The following is a 16199-nucleotide window of genomic DNA, read 5'->3' as shown; positions in this document are numbered from 1 at the left end:
AATTATTGACGTTGTTGAATTTAGGGATGAAAATGGTTAAGCGATCTGTGTGATTTGAAAACTCTTATTACAAGCGCTTAAAACAGCGTATATTGACACTACAAATCATACATATGATCAACAACGCCAAATTATTAATCTTACTTCTAGCGATCGCCAACTAAAAACCAAATTACTACATACCAATTTAGTATCTACAATTGTGGCGATAAAACTAGATCCATCCTTTAGTTTCCTCATCATTTAATAATCTTTTCAATTTGAGATACTCCCGTTGTGCGGCTTGCAGGATGTGTTTCATCATCACCGGTTCATCCGTATCGGCTGCGAAAAAAGCGGCATTCATGGCAACATTGCGGATATTACCGCCAGCAACCTTGAGTTGTCCTAATTTTTCGTAGTCTAAACCTTGGGTGGGTGTTTGAGATGGGAAAATGCGCTGCCAAATTTCGGTACGCGAGGAGGCTTCAGGGAATGGAAAAGCAACCATAAAGCGGATGCGGCGCAAAAAAGCAGAATCTAAAGCATTTTTTAAATTTGTAGTCAGAATAGCCAAACCTTGATATGCTTCCATACGCTGGAGTAAATAAGATACTTCTACATTGGCATGGCGATCGCGACTATCTTGGACTTCTGTACGTTTGCCAAATAGAGAATCTGCTTCATCAAATAGCAAGATTATTCCTCCGGTTTCGGCTGCTGTGAATATGCGTTCCAAATTCTTTTCTGTTTCACCGATATATTTACTCACTACAGCACTTAGGTCAATGCGGTAAAGATCGAGACGAAATTGATTTGCTAATACCTCTGCTGCCATAGTTTTACCAGTTCCGCTTTCCCCGTGGAATAGGGCGCTAATCCCTAAACCGCGGCTACCTTTGCCAGCAAAACCCCATTCTTGGTAAACTTTCGCACGTTGTCGGAGCTGAGTGGCGATATCTGCGAGTACCTGACGTTGTTGTTCCGGTAACACTAAGTCATCCCAAGTAGCGGATGTATCTATGCGTTGGGCTAAACCATCGATACCAGGACGGGCTTGATGGCGGCAGAAATCCCATAAGTTGGCGCCGGGAGTGTCAGAAGTATCGGGATGTGCTTTTTGAAGTTTGAATTGGAGACAGGCTGCTTGAATGGTGGCATTGCTGAGGTTAAATTGAGATACTAACTTGCTAATCTCTCCATTGAATTCCTTGCTTTGGATGCCAAGATGGGTTGCCCAAATTCCTGCTTGTTCTTGATAGCTTAGTTGGGGCACATCAAAGGTAATGAGATGATTGTGTTTAGTGTGTAGTCGTTGCCCGCTAGAAATAATCACAGGTGTTTGCAGATCTTCCACAAATTGGGAAACAGTGAAAGCAGGTTTCGGTTCGTTCGGGAAAATATCATCACACTCAAGTAACAGCAGACTATTATTTAATAAAGCTTCCCTTTCCCAACGTTGTTTGATTTGGTAAATTTCGTTAGGCGATTGGGTAAGCACCGCCGCAGACATAACATGCAGATTATAGCCAAGGCGAATAGATGCAGTTTTGGCTATGGCATATTTAGCGGTTATTTCCCCACCACATAGTTGCAAGGTGGGAGAAGAGGAGGAAAGCTCAGACCAGATAGCAACTAATTGTTCTACAATCTTTTCCTGAGAGGGAGCCAAGGGTATTTGCTCAAGGTGAAGGGGAAGCGGATGGACAAAACCCATTAATTGCTCGTCGAAAGCTGCTTCTCCAACTAGATAACTGAGAATTCGTGGATTGATGCGGAGGGGGGCTTGGGTAAGGGTAAAGCCTGTACCAATTTCAATTAATTTCCACGATTGTAAAGGATTTTGGGGAGAAAGCACAGACCAACTGGCTTGGGGAAAGGTGGTTAAAGCTAAGGCAAGGGTAGGATAATTTAGTTGCGGATTTCCCTGGAGTTTGGCACATAATTGGGCAAGGGTGGGGTCAATCTCCAGGGCAGTGCACAAAAGAAGAATATCCCGTTCAAATTCAGTGAGGTAGAAGAGGCGACATAAATTCGCTAAAGCGGATGTAGGTAATATTGTTTCCGCAGGGAGGGGCTGTGGGGCTTTATTTTCAAGCTTATTTTCTAGATATTGACGAATATAGCCAGTAGCTTGAATCAGTGTAGCAAGGTTTTCTTGATGCCAATGAGATATAGGGGATGTTTTCATAAGGCTTTAGAGCAAAGACCCTGTAATATCATGTTCGGATAATCGCCTATGATAAAGCCAGCGATATCGTGTTCGGGTAATTACTCCCTTCGCCCTCAAAGAATATCTAAATTTTTTTAACGAACCGCAAAGGAAGAGATATAGCAGTATTGCAGCAGGCGTGAGGTACAGGTTATCGTAGGGGCTTTACAGCTATCATTGGTGTCAACTTAAGCTAGAATTTTGCCCCACAATCGTTTTAACCCACCCCCAACCCCTCCCTTTAATCCCTTGTCATTACCAACATCTTTTAAAGTGACTGAGTGATAAAATCGGCAGCCCAACACATATCCTGTAATCGCAACCAGCCTCGCCATAGGGTCTGCCAACCGGGCAGACCATCTGATTTGCGACCAAGGAAACCACCTAAAGGAGCGATCGCTAAAAAGAACTCACCCACAGTCAACTCAGGATTTGTCAACCCAAGACGAGCAACTAAGACCTTTAACATCATTGAAGGCACATACTCGTATGCCTTGAGCTGAGGATTGCTGCGACTAAGTTGGCGTAACTGTAATAATCTGACTGAAACGGAGCGCAAAAAAGCCGAGTAATAAAACTAATGATGAAGCTGACTCCAATTGACGTTTTCCACAGCACAAGCAGTTTTGAGACACTTGTGATACTCCTCACCTCAATTAACCAACGTGTAGCATACCAATCGAGTTGCATGAGGGCATCTTCGTTATCATTCACAGCCACAGTGGTAAATTACAAGAGCGAACAACTAACCTTCTACCGCGATGTATATGCGCCGGCAGACTTATTGCCACCCATATGATAATGGTAATTTCTAGCGTTGCATAAATTGTAGGGTGCGTTATGGACTGTTGTCCTAACGCACCGAAAATTATTGATGGTGCGTTGCGCTTCGCGACAACACACCCTACTCAAGCTAGGTACAAATTTTAAAACTTGTGTGTACACCGTAGCCCCTTACTAAGGGGAGGGGCGATACTGTTGTATTAGTTTTACTTATTTTAATGTTTGCAAATATTTTCAAAAAAATGTATTTAAAAATATGGTTTTTAGACAAAAAATCAAATTTGCAGGTATATAGCATATAGTAATTTCAAGAGTGTTTACCCTAGTTAATTGGGATAATTTCGGTTATTAAATGCAAAAGATTACAGCAGTATTGCGTCTATAAGGATGCAAAAATATGCAAGCAGTAAATTGTATTTAATACTGCTTTTACAAGAACTTCGCAGATTAATTATAAGAAGCTGATATGAATAAAACTATTGAAAACAAAGTTGCTTTAGTAACTGGTGCGAATCGAGGAATTGGAAAAGCGATCGCTATTCGTTTGGCAAAAGAAGGTGCCTTGGTTGCTGTTCACTATGGACATGACAGTTCTGCTGCTGAAGCCGTCGTTAGCGAGATTAAGGCTAATGGCGGTTCAGCCTTCACAATTGAAGCAGAATTAGATACCCTCAACGGTGTACATCTTCTTTATGAATCGCTTGACATCGCTCTTAAAGAGCGCACAGGTTCTATAAACTTTGATATTCTGGTCAACAATGCTGGTATTTGTCCCCGTGCTGGTACCAGTTTTGAAGAAACGACTGAGGAAATATTTGACCAGGTGTTTGCTGTGAATGTTAAAGCACCATTCTTTTTGATACAGCAAGCGTTACCTCGCCTACGAGATGGCGGTCGCATCATTAATATTTCTTCTGTCGTCACCCGAATCGCTTTCCCCGACAACGTTGCTGCCTACTGTTTGACAAAAGGAGCAATTAACACTTTAAGTTTAGTACTTGCCGCAAAATTAGGCTCACGTAATATCACTGTCAACTCTTTGGCTCCTGGTGTCACAGATACCGATATAAATGCTAGTTGGCTACATCGCCCAGACTCGCAAAGCTTTGTGAAAAGTGTTACAGCCCTCGGTCGCGTCGGTGAACCTGAAGACATTGCTGATGTAGCAGCGTTTCTCGCTTCTCCTGATGGCCGCTGGGTGACTGGTCAGTATTTGGAAGCTAGCGGCGGCTTTAGATTGTTCGCTTGGCACAAGGGCTAGTAGTCGATTAATACCATGTCCGTCATATCACCCTTAATTAGTCTATTGCGAGTGGAACAAAGTGAAACGAAGCAATCGCAGAGTTTTTGGTTGGGATTGCTTCCCTTCGGTCGCAATGACGTTTATTTGAACGGACATGATATAATTCGCCCTTCGGGTTCGCCACTTTGCAAGACGCTCGCAGGCTCGCTAACGCTGCGCTAACGATGGAAACCGCCAAGATTGCAATAAGTAAGTGGACACAATTATTTAGAAGACGCATTTCGACTGCGCTCAATGCTCGACCTTTGAGAAGACGAGGGTTGAGCGAAGTCGAAACCCGGTAATCTCAAGTTAGGTTTAATTTAGTCCTTCTACTTAGTATCTCGACAAAGTTGAATATTCGCCTTGAGAATTTCTCGCTGTTCATTCGTCAAAGTTGAATTAGTCGGGTCTAACTTCAACGGTTTGTAAGCATCGATGTCAATGGGAAAGCGGAGGGTTGCTACAGTCATGATTTTTATTTCCTTATACTATTTTTAATTTGAGATTTGGGATTGTTGTAATTATTTTTCAAGCATTAATACTAGAAGTAAAGTTCTTTTCCTGGTTTGTTGGAAAATATTTCTTAAGACGAAGAATAGGCTGCTCTAAACAATACCAACTCACAAGGGAGACAGATAAAGTCAACAGTCCACAAAAGAAAAAAGTAGCTAAATGTCCCACAATAAAAGAGTGACCAACGTATTCATAAATTCTGTCGCACAACATCCACAATATAGGAAAATGATAAATGTAAAAACCGTAGCTAATAGTACCCAGTTGTTGTAGGGGCGACCAATTTAAACATTTGACTAAAAGACTACTTTCTGATTGTGTGATGGACAATATTAACAGTGAAGCAAAGAAAATAGCTATTAGAGAAAAGCCGAATGAAAGCAGCACTGGATTTAATGTATCAAGTCCTACTGAAAAAATTTCTATAATGCCCAAACTAATGCCAGTTACAAACAGGATTTTTGGCGAAATAGATAATAGCCGAGGAAGTATTTTATCTGAACGCATCCACAAAGCTATCAAAGAACCCATCGCTAGAGCATCCACACGACAGACAGGATTAAAGTAAATACTATTAAAAAGGTTATCAGTTAAGGGATGGGTCAATAACAACCAACAGCGAAAAAAAGCCGCGGACAAAATGACTGTACCAAAAAACCAGCTTAACAGTCTCGAAGGCAAAAAATAAATCAGCGCTGGAGAGATAAAATAAAATTCTTCTTCAAGGGCTAAACTCCAAAAATGGTTGAGTGGCCCAATCAGAAAGTCTTGTTGAAAGATAAAGTACCAGTTTTCGAGGTAAAACCAATACCAAATTTGGCTACTATCTAGATGATTGGGAGATTCATAACTCCGAATTAGGGGATGTATTATACCTAAAAAAATGCTCAAGAAAACATAGTAAACAGGAAATATTCTGAGTATTCGTCTGGCATAGAAATTTTGGAAATAATTCGGTTTTTCGCGGCTATCAAGGAGGATTCCTGTAATCAAAAACCCAGAAAGCACAAAAAAAGCATCTACCCCAAACCAACCTAAACTCATCAATTTTATGTAAAAACTTTCTACAAAGTTAACGTGTTCAGCAGCAGGTTCGGAAATACAATGACGCAGAAAAACTAACAAAATAGCAACGCCACGATAGCCATTCAATACGGGCATATAGCCACGTATAGTATTAGATACTTCCTTGACATTAGGAGATGATTTGAACATTTAAGGAAAAGGGGAAGGAGAAGGGAAAAGGGGAAGGGGAACAGAAAAGGAATTAAAGTTAAAACTTTTCCCCATATAGTATAAAGCCCCTATTTTAATTGCCCAGAATATTAAAATCAGATTTTACTAGACAGGTAGTGCGATCAAAATCAGTGTTCATACTTGAAACTATTTATGTTTGGGTATGTTTGGTTCTTCGTGGAATAGTTGGCTAATTCTGTAAAGTTCTCTACCTGTGACATAAATTAAAAGTATGCGATCGCGCTGTTCGTGAATATATTGATAAAATTGCGATCGTTCTTGTTCAGAACCACCTAAAAAAGTGCCATCTAAGTCTGTTGCTAACAGTAATGAGTGGTTAGATTTCATCATAAAATTAGCCTAAAATTAATCCACTGCGGGGTGCAAGTGTAAAATTCAGACTTGTTTGTGTTGCTTCATTACTCCAATTTGCGTTACCAGAATTATAGGTAAATAACACTTGCTGAGGTTGCGATGACAATGAAGGCTGAATACTAACTTTTGCTGTTTCATCACCAGCATTAATAGCGATTATTAATATTTCTGCTTCTAATATCCGCGCAAAAATGTAAACTTGTCCTTGAGCATATAAAGTTTGATAATCACCAATTTGCAATGCTGCGTGAGTATGGCGTAGTCTAATTAATTGACGGTGATATTCTAAAGTTTCTCGATCCCATACTTCTGGGGAAGGAAAAGCTTTACGACAGTCAGGATCGTAACCACCAGTTAAACCGATTTCATCGCCGTAATATATGCAAGGTGCGCCAGGAAAAGTAAATAGTAGCAGCGTTGATAAATATAAACTGGCGCGATCGCCTCCTGCAACATCTATTAACCTTGCTGTATCATGATTGTTGAAACCGTTGAGTTGGCTTAACTGAATTTCCCAATCATAAAGTTGCAACAATTGATTAATTTGTTCTGCATATCCAGCAGCATCTATAGTAGGTGGTGATGGATATTCTTTGAAATGACCCTTGACTAAGCGATCGCCTACAATAAAAGAAGTGGTAGCGAGTAAAAAAGGCAGACTTGACACACCATCAAATTGTGTACCATCTAACCATTCATTCGCCTCCAATGGAATTTCCCCGACAATATATGCTTCGGGATTTATTGCTTTAATTCGGTCACGAAATTCTTGCCAAAATCCAGGAGTTTTGATGTAATCAGCCGAATCTAAACGCCAACCATCTGCACCAAGTTTAATCCAATGTTCACCCACACGCATAATATATTCTCGCGCTCCTGGGTCATTAGTATTGAACTCTGGTAAAGCCCGATGATCGCACCATGAAGCATAATTAGCAGGGCGAGATCCATCATAAGGTGCAAGAGGCCAGCCTAGAATTTTAAACCAATCTACCCAAGGAGAATGGGGGCCATTTTCTAAAATATCGTTGAAAAAATAAAATCCCCTACTGGCATGATTAAAAGTGCCATCTAAAACTAGTTTAATATTACGGCCATGAACTTCTTTCAGGAGACTTGCAAAGGCTTCATCACCTCCTAATAAAGGGTCAACTTGATAGTAATCAAGGGTATGATAACGATGATTACTTGCAGAGCTAAAAATGGGATTAATGTATATTGCATTAATACCTAAATCTTGCAAATAATCAAGATTGTCAATCACTCCCCAAAGATTTCCTCCCTTATAACCTTGAACCGTTGGAGGAGCATTCCAATCTTCTAATGGTACATTCAATAACCAATTTTGATTTGGTGGAACACTTCTTGCAAAGCGGTCAGGAAATATTTGATAGAAGATGGCGTGTTTGACCCAATCAGGTGTTTTAAACGGCATAATTTTCTTGATGATTGTGGGTAAAATTTCCAGCTTTGGGATTGAGGGCTGGGAAAATATTTTAACAAGGAAGGAAAAGTTTACTTTTTTCAGCAGAACGGATAATGCCGATTACCTCATTTTTCTCATCTTCCAATAACAAATCAATAAAGTCACTACCTGAAAATGAATTACTACCAATTACGGCTATTTTGCGAGTGGGTGTCATAAATGATTGGTAAAAGATTGGTAAAAAAATGGATTCCTAGACGTTAATTTTTTCTTGGGCTTTCTCTATATATCAATCTGGAACATAGTCGAAAAAATTGTCTTCTCTTTGGTAGTCAAAGCCCTTCAATTCAGACCAATCTTTGACTGTCTGCATACACTTTTCCAGCCAAGCCGGTGTTTCATCTCCGCAATAAGATTGATAAACAATAGTTTCCATCTCAACTATCCTCTGTAAAATCCAAAATACTCTAATCCTTCTAAAATTCCAGCTGCAAAATGATTTTTTGCCAAATAACGTTTTCCTAGTGGGGCTTTTTCATGCCATGCTAATACTTCTTTTTGGGCATTACCAACAATAATGGCCGGACAAAGCATGTTTTCAAACATGGATAAATCGTTACTCGAATCTCCGCAAATAATAGTTTGCTCATCAGTAAAACCTAAACGTTGTTGCACATAAATAGCAGCTGAAGCTTTATTAGCTGGCTCAGGCAATATGTCTAAAAATTTACCACCGTAACAATCTAGCATTTGGACTGCCAAGCCTTGATTTTTAGCCATTGACTTTAATGGAGGAAGTGTAACAGCTAAACCATCTAAGGAGGTGTAATAGCTAACTTTGAACGAAGTCTGTTCTAGGGGAGGTTGGAGAACAAAACAAGGAAACCGCTTGGCTATTTCTACTACTTTTTCTCTATGCCAACCTGGAGAAATTTTAGCTGTCCATTCAGAATCAGGTGCGTCACTGCCTGGGTAATAAATTTCTGTACCAATAGCCAACATTAATATATCAGGTTCTAATAGTTCTTTTTGGGCAATTAGTTGTTGATAAAGGGGAAGCGATCGCCCTGTTGTGTAAGCAATCACAGTACCATAGTTTTGACGCTGTTCGCTTAACCATTGATTTAATTTCTGCAATGCTAAATCATCACCGACGAGGGTGTGATCCAAGTCGGTTACAAATAAAAATTTAGCCACTGTTACTCCTGAATGAGGATGTTGCCGATTTTATTTACATCAATACTCAAAATTTCTTCAATTATATAAAGCAGTAGACAATACTGCTACATGACAACATTTTCTCAGTTTGTTTTGATAGTCAGCATCATTCTATATGTTTAATATCATCTATTAAGCACAATTAAAATTACAAACTTTGATATTTAATTAACTAATGTAACACAAAATCAAATTAGGTAAAATCATTTAACTCTTTTTACGATTCCTGCCTGTTTTTAGCTCTTAACTGTCTTAACTGTCCTAAATGTCTTAACTGTCTACTTAACTGTCTGATTTTGCTGTTGCATTTTCATCACAAAAGTAAGATGATATGAAAATAGTAATTTGAGAAGCCTTGATGCCCAACCACCAAAAATAATGCATCTACCAAAACCTCAAGAGTTACAAATGTAAATAATGTTAATTTAATTCAATGTTTGCAACATGACTTTTAATGAACGACACAAATCGCGCTTACTAAAGGAAAGGTTTGGCTAATACATTTATTTTTTTAACTATACCATTTAAAAAAAATTATACTAGTTCGGGATAGCTATAAATATTATTGATAGCTAAAATAATATTTATTAATAATAAATAGTTTTTTGGATGTAATAGCAGTAGATTATCTGAGTTTTGGAAATCAAAATATCTATCTCTAAGAATAGTTAAGTAATTTAATGTCTAGTTAAGGAAAAATTGATGTTGTAATAATAATTTTATAATTTTTCGTATTGTAGAAATATGAAAAGTAGTATATATGGAAAAGTGTAATTACTAATATCTAGAATCAATGCCGACAGTACAGCAACAACTATATTCATTTTCCACGGAATACTTTAGCCAACTAGCTAACCTGGGAGAAAAATTTCAAGTTACAAATTATCAAGGCCAATATTTTTCAATTTCTGAAGGCATTAATTTAGCTGCTAATTTAGTAAGCCAGCAAAATCAGCGGCAGAAAAAAGTTATTTTTATTGGTAATGGAGGAAGTGCAACTGTAGCTAGTCATCAGGCGATTGACTACTGGCGCAATGGTAACATTCCCGCGATCGCTTTCAATGACAGCGCCTTAGTTACCTGCATTAGCAATGATTTTGGCTACGAACAAGTTTTTAGCAAGCCAATTTCTACATTTGCCCAATCTGGAGATATTTTATTTGCAATTAGCAGTTCTGGAGAATCAGCAAACATTCTTGCTGGTGTGCGTCAAGCAATCGAAATGAACTGTCATGTAATTACTTTATCAGCCTTTCAACCTCATAACCCCTTGCGTCAATTAGGACATCTGAATTTCTACGTTCCAACTATGTCCTATGGGTTTGCAGAAATCATGCATTTATGTATTTGTCACTGCATCATAGATGGCTTGATTACAGGAGCTTTTCCTAGTGAGGATGTCGGCGTAGCTCATTATTAAGTTTATGGTTCAAAAAACTAATTAAATGTCAAGTATCATTACGTATTACCAATGAAAAATGACAAATGACAAATGACGACCTTAACTAGTAAACTTGATGTGCATAAAGACTAAATGAAATTAGCAATAAATAGCGAAAAGAGCCTTGATTTTGAGACTTGTAGCGAGGTGTTTGCTATCTACCGACAACAGGGACAAAAAATCATTCTCTGTAATGGAGTATTTGATTTACTGCACCCTGGACACATTGCTCACTTGCAAGCAGCTAAAGCAATGGGAGATTTGTTAGTGGTTTCTTTAACTGCTACTCCATACATTAATCGCGGCCCAGGAAGACCAATATTTAATGATGAATTGCGTTTAAATTCAATAGCTGCTTTAGCATGTGTTGATTATGTGATTTTAACCCCGGCAGTAACAGCTTTAGAAGTAATTGAAAAAGTGCGTCCCCATATTTACTGCAAGGGAGACGAATATGCACAAACAGACAAAGATGTCACCCACAATATTGATAAAGAAATCGCCCAAGTCAGAGCTTATGGTGGTGACATTCGCTATACCCAAGAAATTACTTTTAGCTCAACTCGGTTAATTAATAATTACCTTGATGTTGTTTCTCCAGAATTAAAACGTTACGCCAGCGAATTTAGTCAGCAATATAATTTTGCTCAAATTAGAGATGCTGTAGATTCTATGCAGCAACTCAATGTTTTAGTACTTGGCGATATCATTATTGATGAATTTGCCCATTGTACTGTTCAAGGTTTGACTTCCAAAGGCAGAGCGCCTTCGACTCGCTTTGTCAAAAAAGAACAGCATTTAGGAGGAGTATTTGCGATCGCTTGCTAGGAAATGAAAAGCCTGTGGAAAAAGGACGTTTGTTGAAGTTCGCCAAAACAATTAGCACATTCTAAAAAACTCGCAAGGAACTGAATCAATGAGTTCAATTAAACAAGTTTTAGTTACTGGTGGTGCTGGCTATGTGGGGGCTGTGTTAGTTCCCAAGCTGCTTTCGGCGGGATATCAAGTCAAAGTCCTAGACCTGTATCTTTATGGCAAAGATGTACTCGCTGCTGTTAAAGGCCATCCTCATCTAGAAGAAATTGAAGGCGATATCCGCGATCGCCATCTCCTCGAAAAAGTCATACCTGGGTGCGATGCAGTGATTCATCTAGCTTGCATCTCCAACGATCCGAGTTTTGAATTAGACCCAGATTTAGGTCGTTCAATTAATTATGATGCCTTCTTTGACTTGGTGGATGTGTCAAAAGATGCAGGAGTCAAGCGGTTTATCTATGCATCTTCCTCCAGTGTTTACGGCATTAAAGAGACAGAAAATGTCACAGAAGACCTACCGCTAATGCCGTTAACAGACTATTCTCGTTACAAAGCTTTATGTGAAGAAGTATTGCTGAGTAAGCGAGAACCAGGATTTGTCACTTTAGTGTTACGTCCAGCCACAGTCTGTGGTTATTCTCCCCGCCAGCGATTAGATTTAGTAGTCAATATCCTCGCCACCCAAGCGATTCACAATAAAAAGATTACAGTTTTTGGCGGTCAGCAAAAGCGCCCCAATATTCATATTCAGGATATGACCGACCTTTATATTAAATCTCTGCAATGGCCGGATGCCGCGATCGACGGTAAAATCTTCAATGCTGGTTATGAAAACCACACATTGATGGAAATTGCAGATATGACTCGTCAGGTAGTAGGGGAAGCTGTAGAAATTGTCACTACACCCACTGATGACTTGCGCTCATACCATATTTCATCAGAGAAAATAAAGCAAGAGTTGGGATTTGTACCTGCACATACCATCAAAGAAGCGATCGAAGATTTAGCAGCAGCATTTCAAGCCAATCAAATTTCCGATGCTTTAACAGATATCAAGTACTATAACGTTAAAGTCATGAAGCATCTTAACTTCAACTAATATCATGTCCTAGCCTAAGCAGGGTGTGTTGTCGCGAAGCGCAAAATATGAAAGAAACACTTTCAAACCCCTACTCCCCACTCCCTACTCCCTACTCCCTGTGTTTCTTAGCGGGGAAGTGATTAGGGTTGGGGTGAGGTACAGAGTTTTAAGCAGCTTCAGCAAACATAGCCACTAAACGATTTGCCGGTTCAGCCATTGCAATATATAAATCTGTTGATAAAGACCATTCATTACTTGGCTTATTGGGATTAAGATAAAAGTTGGTTAAACCTTCACTAAACTTTCTAATTTTAGAAAATTGATAGCCCCAGGCTTTTAGTGATGGTACAACATCAGTTTCGACTATTTTTAGTAAATCATCTCGCTTGCTTGTTACTCTCATCGCATTAAAAATAGTCCATGCCATTTCTAATGCTTCCAGAGTTCCATCATTATCTGTTGGATAAAACCATTCAATATCAAAATCAATCATCCGCACATTTCCTTGGGAGTCGATCATTTCATTACCACTCCAGCGGTCGGCGTAAATAATTCCTCGACTGTGAGCTAAATGAATTTCTCGCAATACCTTCGGCAGAACTTCTACTACTCCATCTTCTAGAAATTGCAACAAAGGTTTGCCTTGAACAAATTCAATTAGCATCCAATCTTTTTCTGCATAAATTAATTGAGGAACTGGTAAATCAACAGCCAATGCACGTTTGAGAAAATCTATTTCCTCAGCAATATTTCTAATTTTAAATGAACCACCATTTGCTATAAAGCCAGTAAATTCATACATATACCTCATATAAGCTTCTATTTCTTCAGCAGAACTTTCACGTCTGGCACGAAAAACGTAGCGTTCTGTTGCTGTTGTAATATATAAGATATGATTGAATGAACCTTCTGTTTTGGTTTTTTCTATTTTTGCAGTTTTACCTCCAGGTAAATAATCCAAAGCACGCTCTAAATGCTGAGCAATATTTGCTGGTAATGTATCCTTGATATTTTCTTCAATTGTATTTTGCATGATTTTTTATCCACGCTCAATTAGACATTAACGGCTAATACTTCAAAAAATTCCAAGAGTATTTGATCGTAATGAGAAGCAAATTCAAGTTGAGTCAATTCTTCTCGATTAAAGTATGCTAATTTCTGACCTTCTTGTAGGTGTATTTGGGAAATATCTAAATCAAGGCGAGTCCAAAAAATGTGTTCGTCACACTCTTGCCAAAAATAAGACTTAAAGAAATTAACTTCGCCTAGTTCTATTTCCAATTCCTCAACTAGTTCTCTGCGAATAGCTACTTCTGGAGTTTCATTTTCTTCTAAATATCCTCCTAAAAGCGCCCAAGTATTAGGAAAAGGAATAGAGCTTTTGTTATCACGAAGTACAAGTAAAACTTGCTGCTGACTGTTGAGAATAATTATGTCCGCTCCGGGGGGTTCTCTCATTGTAATAGTTGGTTAATAGACTTTAGTTATTATAAGATAAGGATCTGCAAGCAAGAAAATCTTATTACTTTTTTTATGTTTAGCTTAAATATCAAAAAAGGGCGGTAGATTAGTGAAAAAAAGCCACTATATTACCGTCCAAATTAAGCAAGCAAATTTAATTTTCAAGATCGGTTAATATTTGTAGGGTAGGCAATGCTTTTAGTGTAATTAATCCCTGATATTTACGTTATAGCATTGCCCACCTTGAGGTGAATTGAGAATGATGCAAATTCTCAGTTAAGCAAATTTAATTTTCAACAGCAGTTAAAGAAACCGGCTCAACTTCAACCTCGGTACTCAAAGATTTTTGTAAAGATTTTGGTAGATAAACCAGCAGTACAACCGTCTTGAAGAATAGGAACAATGACAGTGATAGCCACACAATATGATTATTATGAAAATACCACACCGCCATAACTGAGGGCAGAAATTCTAAAGCAGCAGAAATTAAGCTGACGTTACGAACAACTTCCCCTTCTGCTAAACCTAAGAAATAACCTTCCAACATTGAGGAAACTGAAGCGAAGGCAAGCACGAAGAACAACCACCAACTATAAGTATTAATGGTATCAGTAATTTCTGTATGGTTGGTTAATATGCTAAAAACGGTTCGAGGGAATAAAGTGCAAATTGCAGACACACTCAAACCTACTATCAAGCTGCTGGTTACAGAAACTCTAAGTAAAGGTATAAATTTGTCTTTTGATTCTTGACCTTTATAGTTTCCGCTCAAGGTTTCTGTGGCAAATCCCAGTCCATTAGTTAGGTAGACACTCATAGTTGAGATTTGCGTTATTAAAGAATTTTGGGTAAAGATTATCGTACCCATCGTGGCACTTAAATTACTAAAAAATGTATAGACTGTTAACTCAGTTAAAGTTCTAATAAATATATCTCTGTTAAGAAGCAAAGTTTCTTTCAAAGCCGACAAATCTAAAACTTTTGAAATGGCTGCTCGTATTTCTTCCCACTTGAATTTTTGGCTAGCGAAGATAAGCCCAATAATCAACATTAAATATTGGCTAGATGCTTGAGATGCCCCAGCCCCCATACTATTCCAACCAAACTGAACAATGAAGAGATAATCTAAAATTACATTGGCTGCATTGCCAATAATTGACAGTATCAAAACTTGACTACTTTGCTCTCGTCCCAGTAGCCAACCGAGGAGAACGAAATTAAGTAAAACAGCAGGCGCTCCCCAAATGCGGGCATTATAATATTCTATTCCTGCTACTTTGACATCGAAATCACCACTTAATAGTGAAAAACTGATCTCTCGCAGCGGATACTGCAAAATTAACAGCAAAATCCCCAATACCAAAGCGATTAAGCCATTGCGTAATCCCACCAGCAGTACAGCCTCTTGGTCATCTGCTCCAACAGCTTGAGCTGTCAAGCCGGTGGTTGCCATACGTAAAAATTCCAGAGTCAAATAGACGAGGTTAAATAAAATGTTAGCTATGGCAACACCTGCCAAGGCATCGATTTGTGTCAAATGACCCAAAAAAGCCAGACTGATTAAACCCGCAAGCGGGATCATCAGATTGGAGACAATATTGACAAACGCAAGACGATAGAAACGAGGTACGAAGTCGTACTGTTCTGAAAGTGTTAAGTTCATGAAATTAATTAAGTACTTTAGCTTTGTTGGTTGAAATTAGTTGACAAAACTTTTAGGGGATATTTGAAAAGTAGTCTTGAATACTGAAATTTTCAGTTTAGGGGAATGGTAAGTGCAATGTAGTAGTAAGCGAACAATCTGTTAATTTTAGCTTTGTTTAATGTTGACTATACTGAAAATTTGCCCCTAATCAAAATTATTGATACTTTTCAAACAACCTCTAGAGATTGTACCAAAAAACATATTTACGAAAAAAACCTCCGTATTTTTCAATAGTATAATCGGCTGTTACGCTTTTTATGTTGCATAAAACTGAACTTGATATTGGTCTGTTAATTTACTGTGGGCTTGTTTGAGTGTCATATTTATATGATGTTGTAATTGCTTAGAAAATGCAAGGACAGTTAAGACAGTTAAGCCTAGTTGAGCTTCCTTCACAAACATTTCTTTTTTTTGAAGAACATATGAAGGCATTTCTATTCTAAAAAATATCTTAAATTCTCTTGTGGTATAAATTTCCCCAGCCGTCCTTTGTATTCAAGGCAACTAGGATACCCACCCCATGCCGTATCGTAAGTAATTAGCCGAACTTGATATCACCGCGTTTTTCGCTTTTTCATAGCGCTGTGCGCCGCGAAAAGCTTTTATTTCTTTTGATAAAAAAATTTAGTAGTGGCGGGTTGATGAATATCCTCATTTGACAAGCGTGA

At 38.5% G+C, this 16199-nt stretch carries 17 protein-coding genes; 5 read left to right on the top strand and 12 right to left on the bottom strand.

The window, feature by feature from the left end; genetic code table 11:
• Positions 1-214 precede the first annotated feature (214 nt).
• On the bottom strand, positions 215-2170 hold the full coding sequence (locus tag NSTC745_RS23405) for an ATP-binding protein (RefSeq protein WP_445633097.1): 1956 nt from the start codon (positions 2168-2170) through the stop codon (positions 215-217).
• A 289-nt stretch (positions 2171-2459) separates the two neighbouring features.
• Positions 2460-2663 carry a hypothetical protein gene (locus NSTC745_RS23400; RefSeq protein WP_445633096.1) on the bottom strand — a complete coding sequence of 68 codons (204 nt, stop codon included), beginning with the start codon at positions 2661-2663 and terminating at the stop codon, positions 2460-2462.
• 108 nt (positions 2664-2771) lie between these two features.
• On the opposite strand from NSTC745_RS23400, the gene NSTC745_RS23395 reads away from it, so the two are divergent.
• Positions 2772-2990, top strand: coding sequence for a hypothetical protein (locus tag NSTC745_RS23395; RefSeq protein ID WP_445633095.1), 219 nt, complete (start codon positions 2772-2774; stop codon positions 2988-2990).
• A 450-nt stretch (positions 2991-3440) separates the two neighbouring features.
• Complete coding sequence (locus NSTC745_RS23390; protein ID WP_445633094.1) at positions 3441-4235, top strand: SDR family oxidoreductase; 795 nt, start codon at positions 3441-3443, stop codon at positions 4233-4235.
• Between the two features lie 353 nt (positions 4236-4588).
• On the opposite strand, the gene NSTC745_RS23385 is transcribed toward NSTC745_RS23390, so the two are convergent.
• From NSTC745_RS23385 to NSTC745_RS23355, 7 genes are all read right to left on the bottom strand, one after another.
• Complete coding sequence (locus tag NSTC745_RS23385) at positions 4589-4729, bottom strand: hypothetical protein (RefSeq protein ID WP_445638780.1); 141 nt, start codon at positions 4727-4729, stop codon at positions 4589-4591.
• A 58-nt stretch (positions 4730-4787) separates the two neighbouring features.
• On the bottom strand, positions 4788-5987 hold the full coding sequence (locus tag NSTC745_RS23380) for an acyltransferase family protein (protein WP_445633093.1): 1200 nt from the start codon (positions 5985-5987) through the stop codon (positions 4788-4790).
• 168 nt (positions 5988-6155) lie between these two features.
• The gene (locus NSTC745_RS23375) at positions 6156-6359 is read right to left on the bottom strand and encodes an HAD family hydrolase (RefSeq protein ID WP_445633092.1); all 204 of its coding nucleotides are present in this window, start codon (positions 6357-6359) and stop codon (positions 6156-6158) included.
• Positions 6360-6363: 4 nt separating this feature from the next.
• Positions 6364-7818, bottom strand: a complete 1455-nt coding sequence (locus tag NSTC745_RS23370; protein WP_445633091.1) for a glycoside hydrolase family 13 protein — start codon at positions 7816-7818, stop codon at positions 6364-6366.
• Between the two features lie 61 nt (positions 7819-7879).
• The gene (locus tag NSTC745_RS23365) at positions 7880-8026 is read right to left on the bottom strand and encodes a hypothetical protein (protein ID WP_445633090.1); all 147 of its coding nucleotides are present in this window, start codon (positions 8024-8026) and stop codon (positions 7880-7882) included.
• A gap of 72 nt (positions 8027-8098) precedes the next feature.
• Positions 8099-8245 (bottom strand): hypothetical protein, encoded by a 147-nt coding sequence (locus NSTC745_RS23360; RefSeq protein WP_445633089.1) that lies wholly within the window; start codon positions 8243-8245, stop codon positions 8099-8101.
• 5 nt (positions 8246-8250) lie between these two features.
• A complete protein-coding gene (locus NSTC745_RS23355) occupies positions 8251-9006 on the bottom strand; it encodes a sucrose-phosphate phosphatase (RefSeq protein WP_445633088.1) in 756 nt (251 codons plus the stop codon).
• An 814-nt stretch (positions 9007-9820) separates the two neighbouring features.
• Between NSTC745_RS23355 and NSTC745_RS23350 the strand changes: the two genes are divergently transcribed.
• The 3 genes from NSTC745_RS23350 (at position 9821) to NSTC745_RS23340 (ending at position 12383) form a co-directional block, all read left to right on the top strand.
• The gene (locus NSTC745_RS23350) at positions 9821-10447 is read left to right on the top strand and encodes an SIS domain-containing protein (protein ID WP_445633087.1); all 627 of its coding nucleotides are present in this window, start codon (positions 9821-9823) and stop codon (positions 10445-10447) included.
• A 114-nt stretch (positions 10448-10561) separates the two neighbouring features.
• Entirely contained in the window at positions 10562-11296 is a 735-nt protein-coding gene (locus NSTC745_RS23345) for an adenylyltransferase/cytidyltransferase family protein (RefSeq protein ID WP_445633086.1), read from the top strand.
• Between the two features lie 88 nt (positions 11297-11384).
• Positions 11385-12383 carry an NAD-dependent epimerase/dehydratase family protein gene (locus NSTC745_RS23340; RefSeq protein ID WP_445633085.1) on the top strand — a complete coding sequence of 333 codons (999 nt, stop codon included), beginning with the start codon at positions 11385-11387 and terminating at the stop codon, positions 12381-12383.
• 148 nt (positions 12384-12531) lie between these two features.
• Here the strand turns inward: NSTC745_RS23340 and NSTC745_RS23335 are convergent, their stop codons facing one another.
• The 3 genes from NSTC745_RS23335 to gntT form a co-directional block, all read right to left on the bottom strand.
• Positions 12532-13398, bottom strand: a complete 867-nt coding sequence (locus NSTC745_RS23335) for an RIO1 family regulatory kinase/ATPase domain-containing protein (protein ID WP_445633084.1) — start codon at positions 13396-13398, stop codon at positions 12532-12534.
• Positions 13399-13418: 20 nt separating this feature from the next.
• The gene (locus NSTC745_RS23330) at positions 13419-13823 is read right to left on the bottom strand and encodes an NUDIX hydrolase (RefSeq protein ID WP_445633083.1); all 405 of its coding nucleotides are present in this window, start codon (positions 13821-13823) and stop codon (positions 13419-13421) included.
• A 289-nt stretch (positions 13824-14112) separates the two neighbouring features.
• Positions 14113-15489, bottom strand: a complete 1377-nt coding sequence (gntT, locus tag NSTC745_RS23325) for a guanitoxin biosynthesis MATE family efflux transporter GntT (protein ID WP_445633082.1) — start codon at positions 15487-15489, stop codon at positions 14113-14115.
• Positions 15490-16199: the final 710 nt, after the last annotated feature.

It is taken from the genome of Nostoc sp. DSM 114161, assembly GCF_052692665.1.
This window is presented reverse-complemented; position numbering and strand designations above follow the sequence as displayed.

What these genes read in the sequence shown, in the direction of transcription:
- NSTC745_RS23345 (WP_445633086.1), top strand. Translation starts at nt 10,562, where the DNA reads ATGAAATTAGCAATAAATAGCGAAAAGAGCCTTGATTTTGAGACTTGT.
- NSTC745_RS23365 (WP_445633090.1), bottom strand. Translation starts at nt 8,026, where the DNA reads ATGACACCCACTCGCAAAATAGCCGTAATTGGTAGTAATTCATTTTCA.
- NSTC745_RS23395 (WP_445633095.1), top strand. Translation starts at nt 2,772, where the DNA reads ATGATGAAGCTGACTCCAATTGACGTTTTCCACAGCACAAGCAGTTTT.
- NSTC745_RS23390 (WP_445633094.1), top strand. Translation starts at nt 3,441, where the DNA reads ATGAATAAAACTATTGAAAACAAAGTTGCTTTAGTAACTGGTGCGAAT.
- NSTC745_RS23350 (WP_445633087.1), top strand. Translation starts at nt 9,821, where the DNA reads ATGCCGACAGTACAGCAACAACTATATTCATTTTCCACGGAATACTTT.
- NSTC745_RS23385 (WP_445638780.1), bottom strand. Translation starts at nt 4,729, where the DNA reads ATGACTGTAGCAACCCTCCGCTTTCCCATTGACATCGATGCTTACAAA.
- NSTC745_RS23340 (WP_445633085.1), top strand. Translation starts at nt 11,385, where the DNA reads ATGAGTTCAATTAAACAAGTTTTAGTTACTGGTGGTGCTGGCTATGTG.
- NSTC745_RS23370 (WP_445633091.1), bottom strand. Translation starts at nt 7,818, where the DNA reads ATGCCGTTTAAAACACCTGATTGGGTCAAACACGCCATCTTCTATCAA.
- gntT (WP_445633082.1), bottom strand. Translation starts at nt 15,489, where the DNA reads ATGAACTTAACACTTTCAGAACAGTACGACTTCGTACCTCGTTTCTAT.
- NSTC745_RS23335 (WP_445633084.1), bottom strand. Translation starts at nt 13,398, where the DNA reads ATGCAAAATACAATTGAAGAAAATATCAAGGATACATTACCAGCAAAT.
- NSTC745_RS23330 (WP_445633083.1), bottom strand. Translation starts at nt 13,823, where the DNA reads ATGAGAGAACCCCCCGGAGCGGACATAATTATTCTCAACAGTCAGCAG.
- NSTC745_RS23360 (WP_445633089.1), bottom strand. Translation starts at nt 8,245, where the DNA reads ATGGAAACTATTGTTTATCAATCTTATTGCGGAGATGAAACACCGGCT.
- NSTC745_RS23400 (WP_445633096.1), bottom strand. Translation starts at nt 2,663, where the DNA reads ATGATGTTAAAGGTCTTAGTTGCTCGTCTTGGGTTGACAAATCCTGAG.
- NSTC745_RS23380 (WP_445633093.1), bottom strand. Translation starts at nt 5,987, where the DNA reads ATGTTCAAATCATCTCCTAATGTCAAGGAAGTATCTAATACTATACGT.
- NSTC745_RS23375 (WP_445633092.1), bottom strand. Translation starts at nt 6,359, where the DNA reads ATGATGAAATCTAACCACTCATTACTGTTAGCAACAGACTTAGATGGC.
- NSTC745_RS23405 (WP_445633097.1), bottom strand. Translation starts at nt 2,170, where the DNA reads ATGAAAACATCCCCTATATCTCATTGGCATCAAGAAAACCTTGCTACA.